The organism is Microcoleus sp. Pol7_B2 (assembly GCF_036701035.1).
GTDB lineage: Bacteria > Cyanobacteriota > Cyanobacteriia > Cyanobacteriales > Microcoleaceae > Microcoleus.
In genome coordinates, this window is sequence record NZ_JAUBQB010000100.1 from 1 (window position 1) to 19,017 (window position 19,017).

Sequence of the window (19,017 nt, forward strand, 5' to 3'; positions counted from 1 at the left end):
CACGCTAACTTACTCTCCATTTTTGGAAACAATACCTAATTTACCAGGGTTTGAGCCTTAACTGAACCGTATTGACATTTGATTCATAAGTTGTTTGCTGTCATTCATTGTGCCAATAGCGATCGATGCGATCGCTATTGGCACTCTGGTATCGTCACAGAATAAGTCTGTAAACCTGAACGTCTAAAGGGTCGATCGACCCAAAAAGTTTACCTTCCTTGACTGCCATATCCGCAGGTTGATTTTGAAACATCGAGCGCGCTTCGCTAACTGCGATCGGAAGTTCAAGTGCTACTTGTATTGGTTTCCCGTAATTGCTGTTGACGACAACAGCGACAGCTTGGTTTTCGCGCCTCCATACCCCCGCTACTATATTCGACATCTTGGTATCAATTTTTTGGAACTCTCCATCAAGCAATAGCGGACTAATAGATTTCAATTCAGGCACTAAAGATTTAACTCCCTCCCACAAATCCCGGTTGTCTGGCAAATGCCAAACCTCATCGTGATAAGTGTAAAAGAGAATCCCTTTTGTCCCTGCAAGCAAAGCTTGATAGGTCATATTTCGCACTTCTTGAAATGTAGGGGCTTGAGAACCCTCGTATTTTTTAGAAGGGTGCAAGTCCCAGTTATATGTTTGTAAATTAGCATAAGTGGAGCGATTGAATTTTGCAGATGCTGCCCGTGCATTTGATATGTCAGAATAAGTCGCAGGCAATTCTTCTGGTTTCCTCCATTTAATCGGATAAGATTGCCTCGCAATGACATCTGAACAATTCGCAAACTGCTTGAGTTTATTTGAGTAGCCGCTAACATAAGTGATGTGGTTGGGATCTGCTGTCTTCGCTTGCTGGTGAGATTTCAACAGATTGTCTACACTCCATTTACCGTTGTCAACATCGTCCGCTATACTCCAGCCGAGTACCGCTGGTTTTTGCTTAAAGGCGTTGATTAAATTCAGAAGTCCGATCGAATTTTGCTCTGTAAAAACATATACTCCCAGCCGCTCTGCTTCGTCTAAAAATTCTCCATAATCATCTAGGTTGGTAGCCGAAGCGTGAATTGTGTTAAATCCAGCAGCAGCGATATCGCGGAGTGCCGACTTGCGCTCTTGGGCGGTGGATTCCCAGGAAACATGATAGAAACCGAAGGGAAAAAATGGTTTGTTGTCAATCACCGTAGTTCCGTCAACCCTAGTTTCTACTATTCGCTGGTTTTTGGGAGTTTGAGTGATAGGTGCGGCAACAGCAGCAGGACATGATGAGCCAACCTTTAAAATCTGAGAATAAGCTAAAGCCAAAATAATTCCAGATATTAAGAAAGATGCGAATAGCGTTAATCCTCGCAATTTATTATTTTTAGGGTTTCTGTGATTCATGTCGGCGTTTTTAATTCAGGGCTGATTGTCAAAAATCATTCAAATCAGAAGTATATTTTTTTTAATGATACCTTCTGCCTTCCTACTGCTGCATTTTCCCGGTGAGCGGCCTTGATATCACAATACCTATAGACAGCATATAGGCAAGTGTCATGGCATTACCTAATGAGCCAAACATCCCTTCAGCCATAGACAAAAACCAGAAGCATACTGTAATCAGGAATGGAGCGATCGCAGCACAATCCTCTTTGGCATAAGTTTTGAAATAGGCGTAAGTATAGAAAAAACTGGCGATCGCAAAAGCGACTAGCAAATTTGCTGCTATAATGCCATTTTGTCCGATGACTTCAATAATTGTGTTGTGTCCTCCCAGTCCAAAGTTTAACTGAAAGTATTTGCTGCCGTGACCCAATAAATCTGATTCATCTAATGTCTGTCCCCAGATGCGATCTCTTCCGCTCAAACCTTCCTTAGCTTCAAAGTTGTTGTTGAGACTCTTATTCATAGCCTCAATTTGTTCGCCTCCAAATAGCAAGACTGCCGTCACAGCCACAGTGGCGAGCGCTATCATTCTTTTTACTGCTTTGGGATTTTTTACAAACTGGCTAAAAAACACAGAAAACATGATAAAACATACTATCATTGAAGTCCGAGAGTTGGCTAAAATTATCAGCACAAAAAGGCTCAACAGAGCAGCAGATATTGGCAATAAATACCGCGCATCTTTTTTTGCAGACCAAGCACCAATCAACAAAATAAATAAACCCGCAGACATTGTGGCACAGGTAAATCCCATTTGATTCGAGTTGGCAAATACCCCACGATACAGCGTACCATTCCCCGGAGGATGCGACACAAGAGACGTAACAATATAGGGAATGTGACCGAGGAAAAGTCCTAGTCCCATTAGCAAGTTGGCATTTTCTTTCATCGCCTTTGGGACAGCATTAAACAGAATTAACGGTACAGCAATCATTTGCCACAACCCATCCCTAAAAATAGTTGTGTCATTGTTAGCAAGTCCCGATATGAGTAATCCGCAGCCGAATAGAATCCACAGCAAGAGCAGAGGTCGAGCTTGACGGTGAAAACCCCACTCTTTAAAGGGGGACATGAGGATGAGGATTAGTAAACTTGAGGCAACTAACAGATAGCGCAATTTGAGGACGGCTGGATCGAGGGGTATATTATAACTGCCCAAGCTAATCAGAGATGTACCTCCAAATAGCACAGATAGCGCGATAACTATAATGACTTGTCTTAGCATAAATTGAATAAGTGATTTAAGACGAGTTATCCGATGGGATTGATCTCAGGAGTTGGAGAGATTAGCCTCGTAAACCTCTGTCAGCTTTTTGACGCTGGTTAGTATATTGAAATGGCTGTTTTCAACGACAGCTAAGGCATCTCTTTGGCTAATTGCGGATGCGTCGCTTCTTGCTGACATAACCGCTTCTGCCCAAATTGATGCGGGTTTTGACAGGGAAATTCGTTGCAGCAGAGGTCTGACTAAATCAGCTTCTTCTGGAACAACATCTGAGAAAATGCAGGGTAGTCCGGCTGCTTGTGCCTCGATTAATACTAAGCCCAAACCTTCGTGGAGGGATGGAAACAGAAATACATCTACAGCCTTTAACATTAGTCTGGGTACGTCAGACCTATTGCCGGTAAAAGTGACGCGATCGCTCAAACCCATTTGCACAACTTTCTGTTCGATATCCGAACGCAGTGAACCGTCTCCGATCAGCAACAGGTGCATTTTCACTTCTTGTTTCGCAACTTCTGTGGCAATTTCTAGCAGGAACAGATGATTTTTTTGCGTTTCAAATCTGCCGATATGACCGATCACAAAAGCATCTGCCGGAATGCCGAATTCAGCGCGAACGCCGATGGAATCTACCCGATCGTAGAAGGGTTTCAGGTCAACGCCGTAGCCAAGCACCTGCCAGCGGGTATCAGTTTTCCAAGCTGCACCGAATAGATCCGCTACAGCATTACAACTGCATCCCAGACCAACTGTTCCGCACCTGGAAATCGACCATTTGGTTAAACTTAGATACAACTGCCGATGTAATCCTGCTTTGGCATCAATTGCAGAGGTATCATTATGGCTGTGGGCAATGCGGACAGGTACTCCTGCTTGTTTCGCCAAATAGAGAACGTAACCGCTAAAGTGGTGGACATGACTGTGAACAATGTCATAGGGCCCGTATTCGCGTAGAATTCGTTTAAAGTTGCGACCGTAAAGCCAAGGTTTTGACGGAGAGAGGCACGGGATAATCTTGCTACCAAGAGCACGAGCTTCGTCATCGTAAGGACAGGGTTTCTCAGTGTGAACTAGAAAGTCCATCTGGAAGCGATCGCGATCGATATTTCTCAAAACGTGCATCAGCCAAGTTTCTACTCCGCCCCGATTCATTCCGCCGACGACATGAAGAATACGGATGGGACGCTGCTTACTCAATATTTGATTTTGTTCCTTGATATCTATCGAGTCTGTATACTGCATAAGCAATCACTGCAAAACTAAAAACTGCTTGAACGATCGCCCCAACGATTAGCGCGATTACGGCCCCTTGCACTCCCATCGTCGGAATTAACCAAAGACAAGCGAGCCCAGAAGCCCCTGTCACTAAAGCAAACAAAGGCATTTGCACTTGAAAGTACCTAGCTGCCGTCATCCCGTAACCCAAGAAGGATGACACATAGCTAATACCTGCAACCACCATTAGCCAGGCGAACAAATCAGCTCGCTCGCCATACTCCGGTTTATAGAGTAAAGTTAGGATTTGCCTGCCGGCAACAACAGCGACAAAAACGCCTCCCGCACCTAACATCAAGCCAACCCCCACCAGCTTAAATAAAAGTGTGCGAAAAGCAGTGCTATTTCCCGCTGCATAATATTTTGCCAGCCGCGGACTAGCAGACTGCGCTAGGGCACTGACTACCATGTTCCCTGCTACCATCAGGTAAGATATTGCAGAGAAAATCCCCAGTTCGCGTTCGCCCAAATACCGCTCGAGAAAGTATCGAGGAATGTTAGTATTCAGGGAAATTAACATCATCACCAAACCCAGAGGTAAAGCCAGCCAAACTAACTTGGCCAAAGTTTTTCCCTCCCAGCGGGGGTACAAGGGATTTTGGCTGTTTGCAGGTTCAGCATCGGCCACTAATAAATCTTCTCGATCTTTCCCCTGCGAAGAATTCTTTAAAATTAATCTACCATTGCGAAGATCCCAGCCGAATAGGACTAAACCCCACGCAACTGCTAATCCGATCGCTCCCCCTACAACACTCCCAGTCAGAGAAACTCCGATGCCTAAAAGTAATAACGACAAAGGCCCTTTAATAATCAAGGCGATCGCAATTCGATCCATCCGTTCGTGTTGTTGAATCAAGCCGTAAAACACATCGCTGATCGACTCAAAAGCCTTTGCCAGGGCGATCGCCAATATCACCTGCGAAGTCTCCCACCGATATTCAGCTTTGAGCGTAATTCCGGCAATTATCAAGAGTGCTAGCGCGGTTGCAATTAACCTCAGACCCAGATAATCGCTAAAAACATACTCCCCTTTCGCATCTGTTGCTTGGATCTGACGCAATTGGAGATTGCTAAACATGACCACAGGCGCTGTCACCGCCAGACCCAAGGTAAATTGACCCACCATTTCAGGACTTCCCAATTTAGCAAGCAACACCAACATCCCCCACTGGGAAGCCGCATAAACGAGGTGCCCAGTGAAAGTCCATGAAAAATTTCGGCGTAATGTTAGTGGTTTCAACTGTTGCATTAGTAGCTAATTACCTGCTTGCTAATTGGTGTATTTCCCATTGCAAAGTTATTCACAAAGGCCCCATTAATTTTGAGCAACCTTAGCCCTAATCAATTTCCCTACCGCCGCACCTTCCACAGGCTCCGAGAAAAAGTATCCCTGTCCGTAGACGCAATCCAGGGATTTTAGCTGAGCTATTTGCCACTTCGTTTCTACTCCTGTGGCAATCATGTCCATACCTAACTCTTGAGTGATTGCAACAATTTTATGAAGAACTTCTAAGTTGGGGTTGCTAGCATCCAGCCCGCTGACTAGAGAGCAATCTAGCTTCAAACTGTCGAATTTCCCATACTTCAGCCGCGTCAATTGGTAAAGGTGAGTTAATGATAAATCACTCAGACCACAGTGGTCTATTTGTACTTGCAACCCTAAAGTTTTAAGTTTGAAAAAAACAGCTCCAGCCAACTCGGAATTTTCCGTCACCACATATTCAGGAATTTCTAACCTCAAACTAGAAGCCTCGAGATTTGTTTCCTTCAATATTTGGTTGATCGTCTCGATTAAGTCCGCTTGGAAAAACTGTTTGCTAGTCAGATTCACGCTGACTGTTAAAGGAGAGTTAAGACGAAATTGCGACTGCCAAATCCGCATCTGGCTGCAAGCTTGCCGGAGTACCCACTCGCCAATAGGAACAATCAAGCCAGTTTGTTCGGCCGCTGGTAGGAATTCGTCTGGCCAAAGCAAACCTCGATTCGGGTGCTGCCAGCGCAACAGCGCTTCAAAACCACTAATTTGATCGGTTTCCAGGCAGACGATCGGCTGATAGTGCATCCGAAACTCCTCATTGGCAAGAGCCATCCGTAAATCATTCTCTAACTGAACAGATCCTGCACTGCTAATCTTTGCCACAGCGGTTGTTTTTTGGGCTGTCTTGACGTGCAAATTGGTAGTTGAATACCCTTGTACATACTCAGGCACTAACTGCTGTAGCATTGAAACAATTAAATTTTCATCATTGCGATCGCTCGCTTGACAAAGGGCTTCTACTTCCTGGTCAATATTTTCTTTGACTAGGCGGCTGGCATTGCCAAGACTGAGAATTTTTTCGTGTTTAGTGCGGTTGTATTTCTCGCCCGGAATAAACAGCTCTTCAAACAATTTTTCTCCCGGCCGCAGCCCTGTAAACGCGATTTCTATGTCTTTGCCCACTTCATATCCTGAGAGCTGAATCAAATCTTTTGCTAAATCAAAAATTCTAACTGGTTCCCCCATCTCAAGCATGAATACTTCCCCGCCACTGCCGATGACTGCCGCCTGCAAAACCAGTTGAACAGCCTCGGGAATTGTCATGAAATAGCGAGTGATATCTGGATGGGTAATTGTGAGCGGCCCGCCCTCAGCAATTTGTCGCTGGAAAGTAGGTACGACACTACCCCGGCTGCCAAGAACATTACCGAAACGAACCACTACAAACGGGTTTTTACTTTTTTTGGCTGCTTGCAGCACCAGCATTTCGGCAACTCTTTTGCTAGCTCCCATAATGCTAGTTGGATTCACCGCTTTGTCGGTGGAAATCATCACAAATTGTTCCACATTGTATTTCAATGCCAGATCCAGCAGATTTTTCGTCCCCCGCACATTGTTAGTAATCGCTTCCGGCGGGTTTAATTCCATCATGGGTACGTGTTTGTGAGCCGCCGCATGAAAAATGATGTCTGGTCTTATTGTTATAAAAAGGTACTCTAAGCGATCGCGAAAGCGAATATCGGCCATAAAGGCTGTCACGCGAGTAATATCTGTTGGGGTTTTGCTGGTTTTTTTGAGTTCGGACAGGACTTTTCCTAATTCTTGTTGAATGTTGAATACAGAATTTTCTCCGTGTCCGACGATGATAATTTCCGCAGGATCGCACTTTAATATTTGGCGACAAAGTTCGCTGCCGATGGAACCCCCGGCACCAGTAATTAGAACTTTCTTGCCTCCTATCAATCCCAAGACTTTCTGGGTATCGGTTTGGATGGGGGCGCGGCGGAGCAAGTCCTCAATCTGTACTTCTCTGAGGCTACCTAAACTGACACGACCGTTGATGATTTCATTGAGGCCGGGGAGGGTGCTGGTGGGAATTCCAATTGACTGACAAATTTCTACGATTTCCCTAATCTCTTTTCCCGGAGCTGAGGGGATGGCAATTATTACTTTGGCGATATTTAGCGATCGAACTACTTCGGGAATGCTATAACGATTGCCGACTACAGTTAGTTTGCGAATCCGCTTGGTGATTTTTTTTGGGTCGTCGTCAACGAAAGCGATTGGAGCGAGTCCTACCTCCGGGCTCCTCTGCATCGTTTGCATCATAGATGTGCCTGCACTGCCTGCACCGACTATCAGGACCCGATCGCGTTGCTGAACTTTCCACGGTTTTTGGTTCCATCTTTCGAGGGATGGAATGCTGAAACGAATGGCTGCAACTAACAAAAAGCTGATGATAGCGTCTAGTAGTGGCAGCGAGCGTGGCAGATTTGCGATCGGCGAATTATTTAGCTGGTAGAGTTGTTGGAACAAAATAATTTCCACTGCTAGGGATATACCTATCAGCATCGTTATTTGTGCCATTTCTTCCAGACCCGCATACTGCCAGTAACGCTTGTACAAGCCGCCGCCATAAAATACTGTAAGCTTGACTGCTAAAAATAATACTGTAACTACCGCTAGGCTCTGTAAGTAGGGAGTCAGATTCAATATGCCATCTAAACGAATTTCCAGAGCCAATAACGGTGCGATCGCCAAACAAATTGCATCGATTATCAAAAAATGACGGGTTCTTAATCCCACCAACACTTTGCTAATTTTTTTTATGATCATATCCCCATCATACTCTATTACACAAAAACTTTACTAAAACTCTATCTACTACCTAATGCTGAGGTATTTTTATTAGACCACGCTGACCACTGAAATTAATCACCTTTTCTTTTAATCTGGCATCACTCAAGTGATATCATTAAGGCGATTACCAAGAATATTTTTTGCCTCCTATTTTTTGATTGTATTGTATTAAATTTTGTTATCTTAATGCTGTGTCGATTTTATTCTAAAACTGGTTCCATTGCTCGTAAATTTATAATTCTTTACTTCTTTTTAACAAAAGTATTTTTTTTTGTGATGTAGATCACAAATATATTTGTCAAAACCAGGACAGTGCTTGAATTAAGTGATACAATAGATATCCTCAATAATGAGTTGAAGAGCCTAGAGTGTTACTGTTTACAAAAAATCATTTTTCGGGAGTAACTAATGGAATCAACTGAAAGTGGTATTGGATTTCAGGAATACTGGCAGATTTTGAAGCGCAGGTGGCTGCCAGCCTTAGCTGTATTTGCCTCGGTTGTTGCACTCACCACCTACGGCACGCTGCAGGAAAAAGCCGTTTATGAAGCAGAAGGAAAGCTGTTATTTAAGAAAACGACTCCGGGATCGGCTTTAACAGAATTGGGCAAAGAAATCGGAGAGTTGACTCCTGCGGCGGAGCAAAGCAACCCTCTGACTACCGAGATAGAACTGATTCGTTCTGTCGAAATTATCCAAAAAACTATAAATAGGCTTCAGTTAAAAGACGAAAAAAATAATCCACTAAAAACGAAATATTTTTTTAAGAATCTGACCGTAGCTACTATTAAGGGCGCTGATATCCTAACGGTTTCATACAAAGACAAAAACCCGGAAATAGCAGCCGAAGTCGTAAAAACTATGATGAATTTTTATATAGACAACAATCAAAAAGTGAATCGATTAGAAGCTGTGTCTGTTCGACAGTTTATTGAAAGGAAACTGCCTAACTCCGACCAAGCTATGCGGAAAGCAGCGGCAGAATTGAGGAAATTTAAAGAAGATAATAAAGTTGTAAATCTTGAAGAAGAAGCTAAATCAGCCGTAGCAGTTATGGCGGAACTAGAAAGTAAAATCGACCAAGCTAAGTCGGATTTGCTCAATGCCAGTGCTAAGTCCAAAGCATTTGAAGACGAATTAAAAATGAATCCCCAGCAAGCATTGGCTGCCAGCACTCTCAGCCAATCTAGCACTGTGCAGGAAGCTCTGAAAGAGTACAAACAAATAGAGCGTCAGTTAGCAACTGAGCAAAATCGCTACCTGGATAATTCGCCTATAATAACTAGGTTAGAAACTAAAAAAGCTACCATAAAAGCTTTACTCGACCAACAAATACAACAAGTTTTAGGTGACCAACAGCCGTTGCCCAATCAAAGTTTACAGATAGGAGAGGTGAAACAAAAACTGATCGAAGAATTTATTAAGGTAGATGTAGAGCGCCAAGGTTTGGCTGAGCGAGTGACTATTCTCTCAAATGCTCTAGCTGGCTACAAGCAGCGGGTAAAAGTTTTGCCGAAGGTAGAGAAGGAACAGCGGGAACTAGAAAGAAAACTTCAAGAAGCGGAAGCGGATTATCAGGAATTGCAAAAAAAACTCCAGGAAATTCGGATTACTGAAAATCAGCAAGTGGGGAATGCTCGGATTATCCAAAAGCCGAGTGTTCCGGAGGAACCAGCGCGTTCTCGCAAGTCTTTATTGCTGGTATCGGGCGGTTTGTTGGGAACTCTGCTTGCTATAGGTGCGGCGCTGCTTTTAGAATCTCAAGATAAGTCTGTCAAAACTATTGAAGAGGCGAGGGAATTATTTGGGTTTACTTTGTTGGGGGTGATTCCTTTCCATAGAAAGTCTGAAAAAAATCCTCGGCGCAATTCCTGGCGACTTAAGTCTGCTGCACAGGATTTAGAGCTATCTCCTCGACAGATTGTGGTTAGAGATACTCCTCATACTTCGAGCAGTGCTGCTTACCGGATGCTTCAGGCAAATCTGAGGTTTTTGAGTTCTGATAAAGAGCTGAAAGTGCTTGTCGTGAGTAGTTCGCTACCGCAAGAAGGCAAGTCTACTGTATCTGCTAATTTGGCTGTAGCTATAGCTCAATTAGGACGGAAGGTTTTGCTGGTAGATGCGGATATGCACTGTCCTGTTCAACATCGGATTTGGGAACTTCCCAATCAAGTAGGTTTGAGCAACGTGATAGTTGGACAAGCTGGGTTTGGGGATGCGATCGCCCAAGTTATGGAGAATTTAGATGTGCTGACTTGCGGGGTGATTCCGCCTAATCCAATGGCTCTGTTGGACTCGCAGCGGCTCACTTTATTAATTAAGCAATTTTCGGCTAGTTATGATGCCGTGATCGTTGATACTCCTGCTTTGAATATTGCTGCTGATGCTCTGATTCTCGGGAATAAAGCCGATGGGATTTTATTGGTAGTGCGACCTGGAGTTCTTCATTCTGGTACTGTGGCTTTTGCGAAGGAGCTATTGAAGAAATCAAATCAGCACGTTCTGGGCTTAGTGGTGAATGGAGTAAGTCCTAAAAACGAACCGCACAGCCATTACTATTTTACCAATGAATCTTACACCCAAGAGCCGAGTCCTGGTATTAAAAAAACGAATAACCAGTAACCAATAACAACAGTTAACTGTTAACTGACAACTGACTAAATTGGGAGCCGCACTCCGAAAGTCGAGCCGAGTCCTTCCCCAGGACTTTCGGCCCAGACACTGCCGCCGTGGAGTTCCACGAGATGGCGGACGATCGCCAATCCCAGTCCCAGCCCGCCGTAATTGCGCGTAGAAGTGCTGTCAGCTTGGCGGAAGCGATCGAACACAAAGGGCAAAAACTCCTTGCTGATGCCAATTCCCGTATCGCTGACAACGATCAAAACAGAGTGAACCGGAGACGGCCCAGACAACATAGCGCCACCCGCTGCTCCCGGTTCCCCATCCTCCGAGAGCGTGATTTCCACGCGACCCGATGGCGGCGTAAACTTAATAGCATTCGAGAGCAAATTCCATACCACCTGCTGCAAACGAGTAGCATCGCCCCTCACCAAGCTCACCCCTTCGCCACAAAAACTCACCAATTCAATTCCCCTAGCTTCAGCATCAAGGCTCAGCGCCTTCACCGCCGTTTCTACAATCCGCACCAAATCCACCGGGAACAGCTTCAAACAGACTTTGCCGCTCACAATCCGGGAAACGTCCAGCAAATCCTCAATCATCTGAGTCTGCAACCGCGCGTTTCGCTCAATAGTCTCCAAACCGACAGCCGTTTTTTCGGCACTCATCTGACGCTGCCGCAGCATCTGCGCCCAGCCCAAAATGGCGTTCAGAGGCGTCCGCAACTCGTGAGAAAGCGTTCCCAAGAACTGGTCTTTAATCCGGTTAGCCTCCGCTGCTTCCCGGTAAAGCCGCGCATTGTCGATCGCCACCGCCGCATCCCGCGCCAAATCCTCCAGCAAAACCAAATCCTCCTGCCCGCAGCGGCGGCCCGACTCCCCGCACAGCAACGAAATCGCTCCCAGCGTCCGCCCGCGAGCGATCAGCGGCACGCAGATTGCCGACAGCACTTGGGATTGGGATCGCAGCACCAACTGCAGTTCCTTGTCCGGCACAACCGCTTCGATCACCCATTCCGGTATTTCTGGGTAGAGCTTCGACTCACCAGTCCGCAGCACCTTTGCTACTCCGTGCCGTCCCTGGGGGTCTAGTGGCATACGCCGATCGATTTGCCGCAGCAGAGCGACTTTGCTCGGATCTGAGTGAGCAACTGCTTGCAAGCGGATCGAGCCGTCGGCATCAAGCAAATGCACACAGCACCAATCCCCCAGCTCCGGTACTGTTAAATCTGCCAAACCTTGCAGCGCCTTCTCGTAATCCAGGGAAGCCGACGACAGCAAAGCCAAAGCTTGAGCGTTAAAATAGGCTGTTTGGGCCGATCGCTGGCGATCGTCAATATCAGTACAAGTCCCGAACCATTTGAGAATTTTCCCGTCAGCGTCCCGCACGGGCAATGCCCTGCCCAGATGCCAGCGATAAGATCCGTCAGATGCCCGTTTAAAACGGTATTCCACCTCGTAAGTCTTCCCTGTCTCCACCGAGGTCTTCCAGCTTTCTACGGAATTTTCCACGTCATCTGGATGCAGGGCTAGCTGCCACCCCCAGCCTTGAGTTTCCTCCAGGGTCAAGCCAGTATATTCAAACCAGCGCTGGTTGTAGTAGTCGAGCCAGCCGTCGGCTTTGGCAGTCCAAACTATTTGTGGGATGGCTTCAGCGAGGACGCGGTACAACTGTTCGCTGGCTTCGGCTTGGCGACGGGCGGCCTGTTCCCGCGCCAATGCCCAATTCCGCTGTTCTTCGGCCTCTTTGCGAGCGGTGATGTCGCTAATCACGCCGATCCATTTGTAGGGATTGCCTTGTTTGTCAAGCACTGCTTTGCCCCGATCGATCCAGTGGAGCAAGCGGCCCCGCTGGCACTGAACGCGGTATTCCTGAAAAAATGGGGCGGCAGAACTGTCTGGCGCACTCAAATACTGATCGACTGCGGCCAAAACTCGATCGCGGTCGATCGGGTGCAAGATACTGTTCCAAGCTGCTCTTGTCCTCGGAAATCCCCCTTTTGCGTACTCCAAATGTTCGTCTACGTGACCGAACCACAGCACGATCCCGGTTTCGATATCCCATTCGTAAATCAAATCGCTGGCACTTTCTGCAGCAATCCGAAACCGCTCTTCAGACTGTCGCAGCACTTCCAGAAATTTAAAGCGTTCCGTCACGTCCAAAACCAGAGACAGCACCGATACCAACTGTCCCGAATCGCTGTAAAAAGCCGAATTGTACCATTCGCAGTGTACCAACGAACCCCACTTATTATAATTGCTGTTGCGAACTACATTGCAGCGATTTTCGGGTTTTTTCAAACTATAAATTGCCGATTCTACCTCTTCCAAATCGCCCTTAGAAATAAAGTTCCATTCGCTAAAATGCTTGCCTAAAACTTCTATTTTTTCCCACCCAAAAATCTTCTGTGCCGCCGGCGACCACCCGCTGAGACGAAAATTTTCATCCCACTCAATCACCGCTAGGGGGGTATTTTCAAAATGAGAAGTGAGTTTTTGTAGCGCCTCGCGCAGGGATGCTTCTACTTGCTTACGCCCAGTAATATCGCTAAAAGAAATAGCAATGCCGTCGCCCAATTTAACGGTCATAATCCGAAACCAGGCGATAATGCCTTCGTTGTTGTAATAAATCTCGGTATCGAGGGGAATTCCTGTTTCTACAACTTGCACGTAACGGTCGAACAAATTGTTATCTTTATGACCAGGCAGCACTTGCAGCAATCGCTTGCCCGTTAATTCTTCAGGGGTACGGTGTTGCATTTTTGCCGCTGCGGGATTGACGTATTCCCATTCAAAATCCACAATTGTGGATTCGTCGCGGATGCTGCGGAATACGTTAAATCCGTCTAGAGATAATTCCTGAAAAACGCGGAAGCGTTCTTCGCTTTCTTGCAACTTGTCTACAGTGTCAAGCAGGAGGTCCTCGACTCGCTCGCGCTGTGTTATTTCTGCAAGCAATTGCTGGTTAATTTGCTGGAGTTCGGTTGTGAGGGAGGGGACGGAATTTGTAATAGCAGAGTTGGCTTGCAGTCGATCGACCTTTTCAGTTTCCAGCGCCGTATTTGCTGGTAAAGAGGCCGCCCCAGCCAAAGCCAACACTTGAGGAACCCAGGGTATCAGGGACGCTACAGCCCACAAACAGATGATAGCGGTAACGGCGGCGATCGAACTTGACAGCCAGTAGCTGGGATGCACCAGCATCCAAACTTGCATCAAGTGAGTTGTCCCGCCGCAGAAAAACCAGGCTCCCAATAGGAGAAACCCCTTGCTCAAAGGCACGTCCCGCTGCTTCCGGGCATAGTATGTCAGAATTGCTGGAATTGAATAATAAGCCAAGGCAATTAACAAATCGCTGACCGCGTGCAGTCCCATCAACTGGGGTTGCCACTGGCAACAGCCATCTTGGGGAATAAAATTGTGGTTAAATGACATAATCTTAATAAATGGCAGCATTTCGGCTTTCCTGTGCGATCGATCCTAGTTGCACTTGTGTTGCTGAACCGCTAATTTCTAGTTTATACACAAAAAACATAAAACAAGAGTGACTTTAGTCCGGGGAGGAAAGTTCACAGCAGGCTTTAACCTGCCTGAAATATTCGTAAATTTATTGAGAGGTTAAGGGAGAGTGATGTACTATAATTCCCCAGGAGGTACGAAATTCAATGCTATATTTTGAATTCACAACTTACGGAAAAACAAAGCAATTGAGCGCACGGGATGAAGGGATTACTAGAGTGCCGTTCATTGACACGGTTTAGCTAGAAGCTTGCAATATTCGATAAATTCATCTTTATTGAATCTATTTTTTGATAACTTTGCAGATTCAGAAATCCCTTCAACATAGGAGAATCGACCTCTACTTCGAGGCTCAGAAATCCTGCCGGAGCAGATTCATACTTGGAGCGAACCATCCCCGCCTCTCGCCTCGGAATGAAAACTAATCTGTACCTGTATCAAAGTCTACTAAATTCTGCTACTAAATCGGTTAATGTCACAGATTATCTTCCAGTCAAATTTCTGAAACCATCTCGAATTAAACCTCCATGCGCTTAGAGCAGCTTCAAGCATTTCTTTCAGTTGCTGAAACTGGTAGCTTTCAGCAAGCGGCCCGGAAGTGTGGCGTTACCCAATCGACTATTAGCCGCCAAGTGCAGGGATTAGAAGCGGAAGTGGGTTTGTCGCTGTTTCACCGCACGGCCCACGCGAAACTGACTGTGGGAGGGGAATGCCTGCTACCTCACGCTCGCAAAATCTGTCAGACTTGGCAAAATGCTGCTGAAGAATTGGGAGACTTACGGGCGGGAAAGCAGCCGGAACTTTGCGTGGCTGCGATTCACTCGGTTTGCGCTGCTTATTTGCCGCCTGTGCTGCAAAAGTTTTGCCGCGACTATCCAGACGTGCAGTTGCGGGTGACTTCCCTCGGAAGCGATCGAGCCCTGAAAGTCCTCAAAGATGGTTTGGTGGACATAGCGGTGGTGATGAACAACCGCCATTTTACTCAAGCCCCGGAAATGTTGGTTGAGGTGCTCTACAATGAGCCGATCGAGGTGTTGATGGCGGCGGGTCATCCCCTGGCTCAGTACGAACGAGTACCTTGGCCGGAATTGATTTGTTACCCGCAAGTGGTGTTTAAGGACGGGTACGGAATGCAGCGGATGGTGCAAGAACAATTTGGACGCATCGGTGCTAAACTTCATGCTGTTTTGGAACTCAACACTCTTGATGCTTTTCGGGGTGTGGTGCGACAGGGAGAGTTGATTGCTTTGCTGCCGCATTCAGCTTTGCTGGAGGCGAAGGGCGATCGCACTTTAGCTATTCGGTCGATCGCCCAAGATCGGTCAAATTCCAAGGTTTCGACCATCGGTCAATTGGCAGCAGATCCCACTTGGAGTCGCGAAGTGGTGTTGGTGACAACTCACGATCGAATGCAAATTCCGCCGATCGCCCATTTCTGGAATCTGGTACGCGAATTTGTGCCACCATTTGATTTAATCAAGCTAGAAAAATCAGGGAGTTAATTCGATAATTTTGAATTGAATTTTGGGAAGTTTAAATTTAAACGGATTCAAATATTACCAATTACTAACTACCAATTACTAACTACCAACTACCCATTACTAACTTCAAAAGTTATGAGTGACGCATTTAGAGAATTGCTGCGAAAAATTGGCAGCGGAGTACACACAGGAGAAAACTTAACTCGCTCCGAAGCAGCAGCAGCCACGCGGATGATGCTGCTGGGGGAAGCAACACCAGCTCAAATCGGAGCTTTTATGATTTCCCACCGCATTAAACGGCCCACCGGCGAAGAATTAGCCGGAATGCTTGATGCTTATGAAGAATTGGGGCCTATGCTTGCCCCCCCAAACCGAGAAAAAGGTTTTTCCGTCTCAACCGTCGCCGTGTTTGGGGTTGCTTACGACGGGCGATCGCGCACAGCTCCAATTAGCCCTTTAACAGCCCTAATTTTAGCTGCCTCTGGCGTCCCAACTCTCATGCACGGGGGGGATACCATGCCAACGAAAGAAGGCATTCCCCTGATTGAAATTTGGCGTGGTTTGGGAGTTGACTGGAGAAAACTGAGTTTAGAAAAAGTCCAGCAAGTTTTTGACAATACGGGTTTAGGTTTTGTTTACCTTCCCAAGCATTTTCCTCAAGCCACCGCTTTAGTTCCCTACCGCCGCGAAATTGGTAAACGGCCACCTTTTTCGACAATGGAGTTGATGTGGTGTCCCTGTATCGGCGACGTTAACGTTATATCGGGCTACGTCCACCCGCCCACAGAAGGTATGTTTCAAAAAGCCTTTGAGTTGCGGGGAATCAAAAATTATACCACAGTCAAAGGATTGGAGGGAAGCTGCGATTTGCCGCGCGATCGTACTGCGATTATCGGCATTGCTAAGCCGGACGCTGAGTTTGAACGAGTGCTTTTAGCTCACGGAGATTACGGTTTTAGCAACACAAATCCTGCCTTTGAATCAGCCCCAGAGTTATTCAAACAAATGCAGGAAGTGTTGCTGGGAAAACCCTCGGAATTGATGCAGTCCGCTATCTGGAACGGCGGATTTTATCTGTGGCGCAGCGGAGTTTGTTTGGATATAAACTCGGGTTTGATTGAGGCCGAAACTTTATTAAGTCGCGGTCAAGTGGTGCAAAAACTTGAGGAAGTTAGCCAAGCCGTTAGTGTTTTGAGTTGACTGTTGACTGTTGACCGTTGACAGTTGACAGTTAACTACTGACTACTGACTACCAGACATCTCCAATAATTATTGTGGAACAGGCATCTTGCCTGTTCAAAACAGGTAATTCTTGCGATGACTACTGACTACTGACTGCTGACTACTGACTACTGACTAATGACTAATCATAAAATTGCTGTAATTGTGCTTGCAGGCGGTCAAAGTTCGCGGATGGGTAAGGATAAAGCTCTACTGGAAATTGAGGGCAAATCCCTATTGCAGCGGGCGTTGGAAGTGGCCGCAGTTGTAACCCCCGAAGTTTATGTTCTGACTGCTTGGCCCGATCGCTATCGATCGACCTTAACCGAAACATCCCAATTTCTGGTAGAGTACAATCCGGGCTCCGGGCCTTTGGTTGCATTGACTCAGGGATTGACAGAAATTGCCGCCGAGTGGATTTTACTGTTAGCTTGCGATTTGCCTTTGTTGGATGCCCAGATTATTCAGAATTGGGCAAGTCAGTTAACAGAATTTTCCCCATCAACTTTAGCAGTTGTGCCTTATCAAAATTCGCGCTGGGAGCCTTTGTGTGGCTTCTACCGCCAACAATCTCTGCCCAGCTTGCAAAGTTTTATTGACAAAGGGGGACGTTCCTTTCAAGTGTGGTTAAATCAAATCTCCTCAATACCTCTACCTGTAGGGGAACCAGAAGCAGTAATGTTATCCAATTGCAATACATTAGAAGAGTTTGAGCAATTAAAAGGTAAAATGGTTAACGGTTGACAGTTGACTAATGACTAATGACTAATTACTAATTACTAATTACTAATGATTAACCAATATTGGTTGCTTGATCGCAATATAACTTTCCTCAATCACGGCTCTTTTGGGGCCTGTCCCATTCCCGTACTCGAAGCGCAAACCATTTTTCGAGAACAACTGGAAAGAGAACCATTGCGCTTCCTTCTGCGGGAATTTGAACCCTTGTTGGATAATGCGAGAAATCAGTTAGCAGCATTTCTCGGTGCGGCTGAGGATGACTTGGCTTTTGTGCCGAATGCCACGACGGGAGTAAATGCTGTTTTGCGATCGCTCTGTTTTTCTCCGGGCGACGAATTGCTAACTACAAATCAGGAATACAACGCTTGCCGCAACACACTTAATTTTGTAGCCGAGCGTACAGGCGCTAAAGTAATAGTAGCAGAAGTCCCCTTTCCAATTGAATCACCCGACCAAATTATTGAAGCAATAATTAAGTGCGTTTCACCGCAAACAAAGTTAGCTTTATTAGACCACGTTGTGAGCCAAACAGGTTTAATTTTTCCCATCAAACAGTTAGTGGGCGCGTTAGCTAACCGTGGCGTGGATGTATTGGTAGACGGAGCTCATGCGCCGGGAATGGTAGCACTGAATTTAGATGAAATTGGCGCGGCTTACTATACGGGAAATTGCCATAAATGGCTGTGCGCGCCCAAAGGTGCGGGCTTTTTATACGTGCGGCGCGACAAGCAAGATGCAATTCGCCCAACTACGATCAGTCACGGTGCTAACTCGCCGCGCGCTGATAAATCGCGCTTTCAATTAGAATTTGACTGGATGGGGACAGTCGATCCTAGCCCCTATTTGTGCGTACCTGTAGCTATTGATTTTATGGGTTCTTTGTTGAGCGGCGGCTGGCCGGAATTGAGGGCAAAGAATCATGCTTTAGCATTGGCGGGGAGAAAAATATTGGCGGACAAATTAGATTTGCCGCTGCCTTGTCCTGATGAAATGGTGGGTTCGATGGCTGTTGTGCCTCTGGCAGACGGCCAGTCTGATGAGGTTGCAAAGGGAGGAATTCCACCTTTGCAAGAGGCGCTGTGGGAGATTTTTAAAATAGAAGTTCCGGTGATTCCTTGGCCGAATGCTAGTAAGCAGTTGGTGAGGATTTCGGCTCAGTTATACAATACTTTGCCGCAGTATCAATATTTAGCTAAGGCGCTGGTTGAGCTGACGAGAATTTGAGCTGGAGCTTCCCCAAAAGAAACATCACACCCAGCTACAAACAGTTATAGGTTTGTAGTTAGGGTGTCGGCTATCATAGTTTGGGAGAAGACAGACTATTCGCATTCGTAACAAGTTAAGCCTGTATGGCAGTTGTCAAGGGGATTTCAGAAGATGTCTCAAAGAAATATTGGTTCAGA

The 19,017-nt window shown here is 46.2% G+C and carries 11 protein-coding genes; 5 read left to right on the plus strand and 6 right to left on the minus strand.

Annotation, left to right across the window (positions count from 1 at the left end):
- Positions 1-154 precede the first annotated feature (154 nt).
- From QUA57_RS25515 to QUA57_RS25535, 5 genes are all read right to left on the minus strand, one after another.
- Positions 155-1,378, minus strand: coding sequence for a hypothetical protein (locus QUA57_RS25515; RefSeq protein ID WP_333064469.1), 1,224 nt, complete (start codon positions 1,376-1,378; stop codon positions 155-157).
- A gap of 82 nt (positions 1,379-1,460) precedes the next feature.
- The gene (locus QUA57_RS25520; RefSeq protein WP_333064470.1) at positions 1,461-2,645 is read right to left on the minus strand and encodes an O-antigen ligase family protein; all 1,185 of its coding nucleotides are present in this window, start codon (positions 2,643-2,645) and stop codon (positions 1,461-1,463) included.
- A 45-nt stretch (positions 2,646-2,690) separates the two neighbouring features.
- Positions 2,691-3,887 (minus strand): glycosyltransferase family 1 protein, encoded by a 1,197-nt coding sequence (locus QUA57_RS25525; RefSeq protein ID WP_333064472.1) that lies wholly within the window; start codon positions 3,885-3,887, stop codon positions 2,691-2,693.
- The gene (locus tag QUA57_RS25530) at positions 3,835-5,169 is read right to left on the minus strand and encodes an oligosaccharide flippase family protein (protein ID WP_333064475.1); all 1,335 of its coding nucleotides are present in this window, start codon (positions 5,167-5,169) and stop codon (positions 3,835-3,837) included. The genes QUA57_RS25525 and QUA57_RS25530 overlap by 53 nt, the downstream gene beginning before the upstream one ends.
- A gap of 66 nt (positions 5,170-5,235) precedes the next feature.
- On the minus strand, positions 5,236-8,013 hold the full coding sequence (locus QUA57_RS25535) for a polysaccharide biosynthesis protein (protein ID WP_333064476.1): 2,778 nt from the start codon (positions 8,011-8,013) through the stop codon (positions 5,236-5,238).
- A gap of 432 nt (positions 8,014-8,445) precedes the next feature.
- Here QUA57_RS25535 and QUA57_RS25540 point away from each other — a divergent pair, with 432 nt between their 5' ends.
- Complete coding sequence (locus QUA57_RS25540) at positions 8,446-10,659, plus strand: polysaccharide biosynthesis tyrosine autokinase (protein WP_333064477.1); 2,214 nt, start codon at positions 8,446-8,448, stop codon at positions 10,657-10,659.
- A gap of 35 nt (positions 10,660-10,694) precedes the next feature.
- On the opposite strand, the gene QUA57_RS25545 is transcribed toward QUA57_RS25540, so the two are convergent.
- The gene (locus QUA57_RS25545) at positions 10,695-14,108 is read right to left on the minus strand and encodes a PAS domain S-box protein (RefSeq protein WP_333251404.1); all 3,414 of its coding nucleotides are present in this window, start codon (positions 14,106-14,108) and stop codon (positions 10,695-10,697) included.
- 590 nt (positions 14,109-14,698) lie between these two features.
- On the opposite strand from QUA57_RS25545, the gene QUA57_RS25550 reads away from it, so the two are divergent.
- The 4 genes from QUA57_RS25550 to QUA57_RS25565 all read left to right on the plus strand — a co-directional run bounded on the left by QUA57_RS25550 (position 14,699) and on the right by QUA57_RS25565 (position 18,838).
- Positions 14,699-15,673 carry a LysR family transcriptional regulator gene (locus QUA57_RS25550; RefSeq protein WP_333064480.1) on the plus strand — a complete coding sequence of 325 codons (975 nt, stop codon included), beginning with the start codon at positions 14,699-14,701 and terminating at the stop codon, positions 15,671-15,673.
- 114 nt (positions 15,674-15,787) lie between these two features.
- Complete coding sequence (locus tag QUA57_RS25555; RefSeq protein ID WP_333064483.1) at positions 15,788-16,852, plus strand: anthranilate phosphoribosyltransferase family protein; 1,065 nt, start codon at positions 15,788-15,790, stop codon at positions 16,850-16,852.
- A gap of 159 nt (positions 16,853-17,011) precedes the next feature.
- On the plus strand, positions 17,012-17,617 hold the full coding sequence (locus tag QUA57_RS25560) for a molybdenum cofactor guanylyltransferase (protein WP_333036430.1): 606 nt from the start codon (positions 17,012-17,014) through the stop codon (positions 17,615-17,617).
- A gap of 45 nt (positions 17,618-17,662) precedes the next feature.
- Positions 17,663-18,838, plus strand: a complete 1,176-nt coding sequence (locus tag QUA57_RS25565) for an aminotransferase class V-fold PLP-dependent enzyme (RefSeq protein WP_333036432.1) — start codon at positions 17,663-17,665, stop codon at positions 18,836-18,838.
- Positions 18,839-19,017 lie beyond the last annotated feature (179 nt).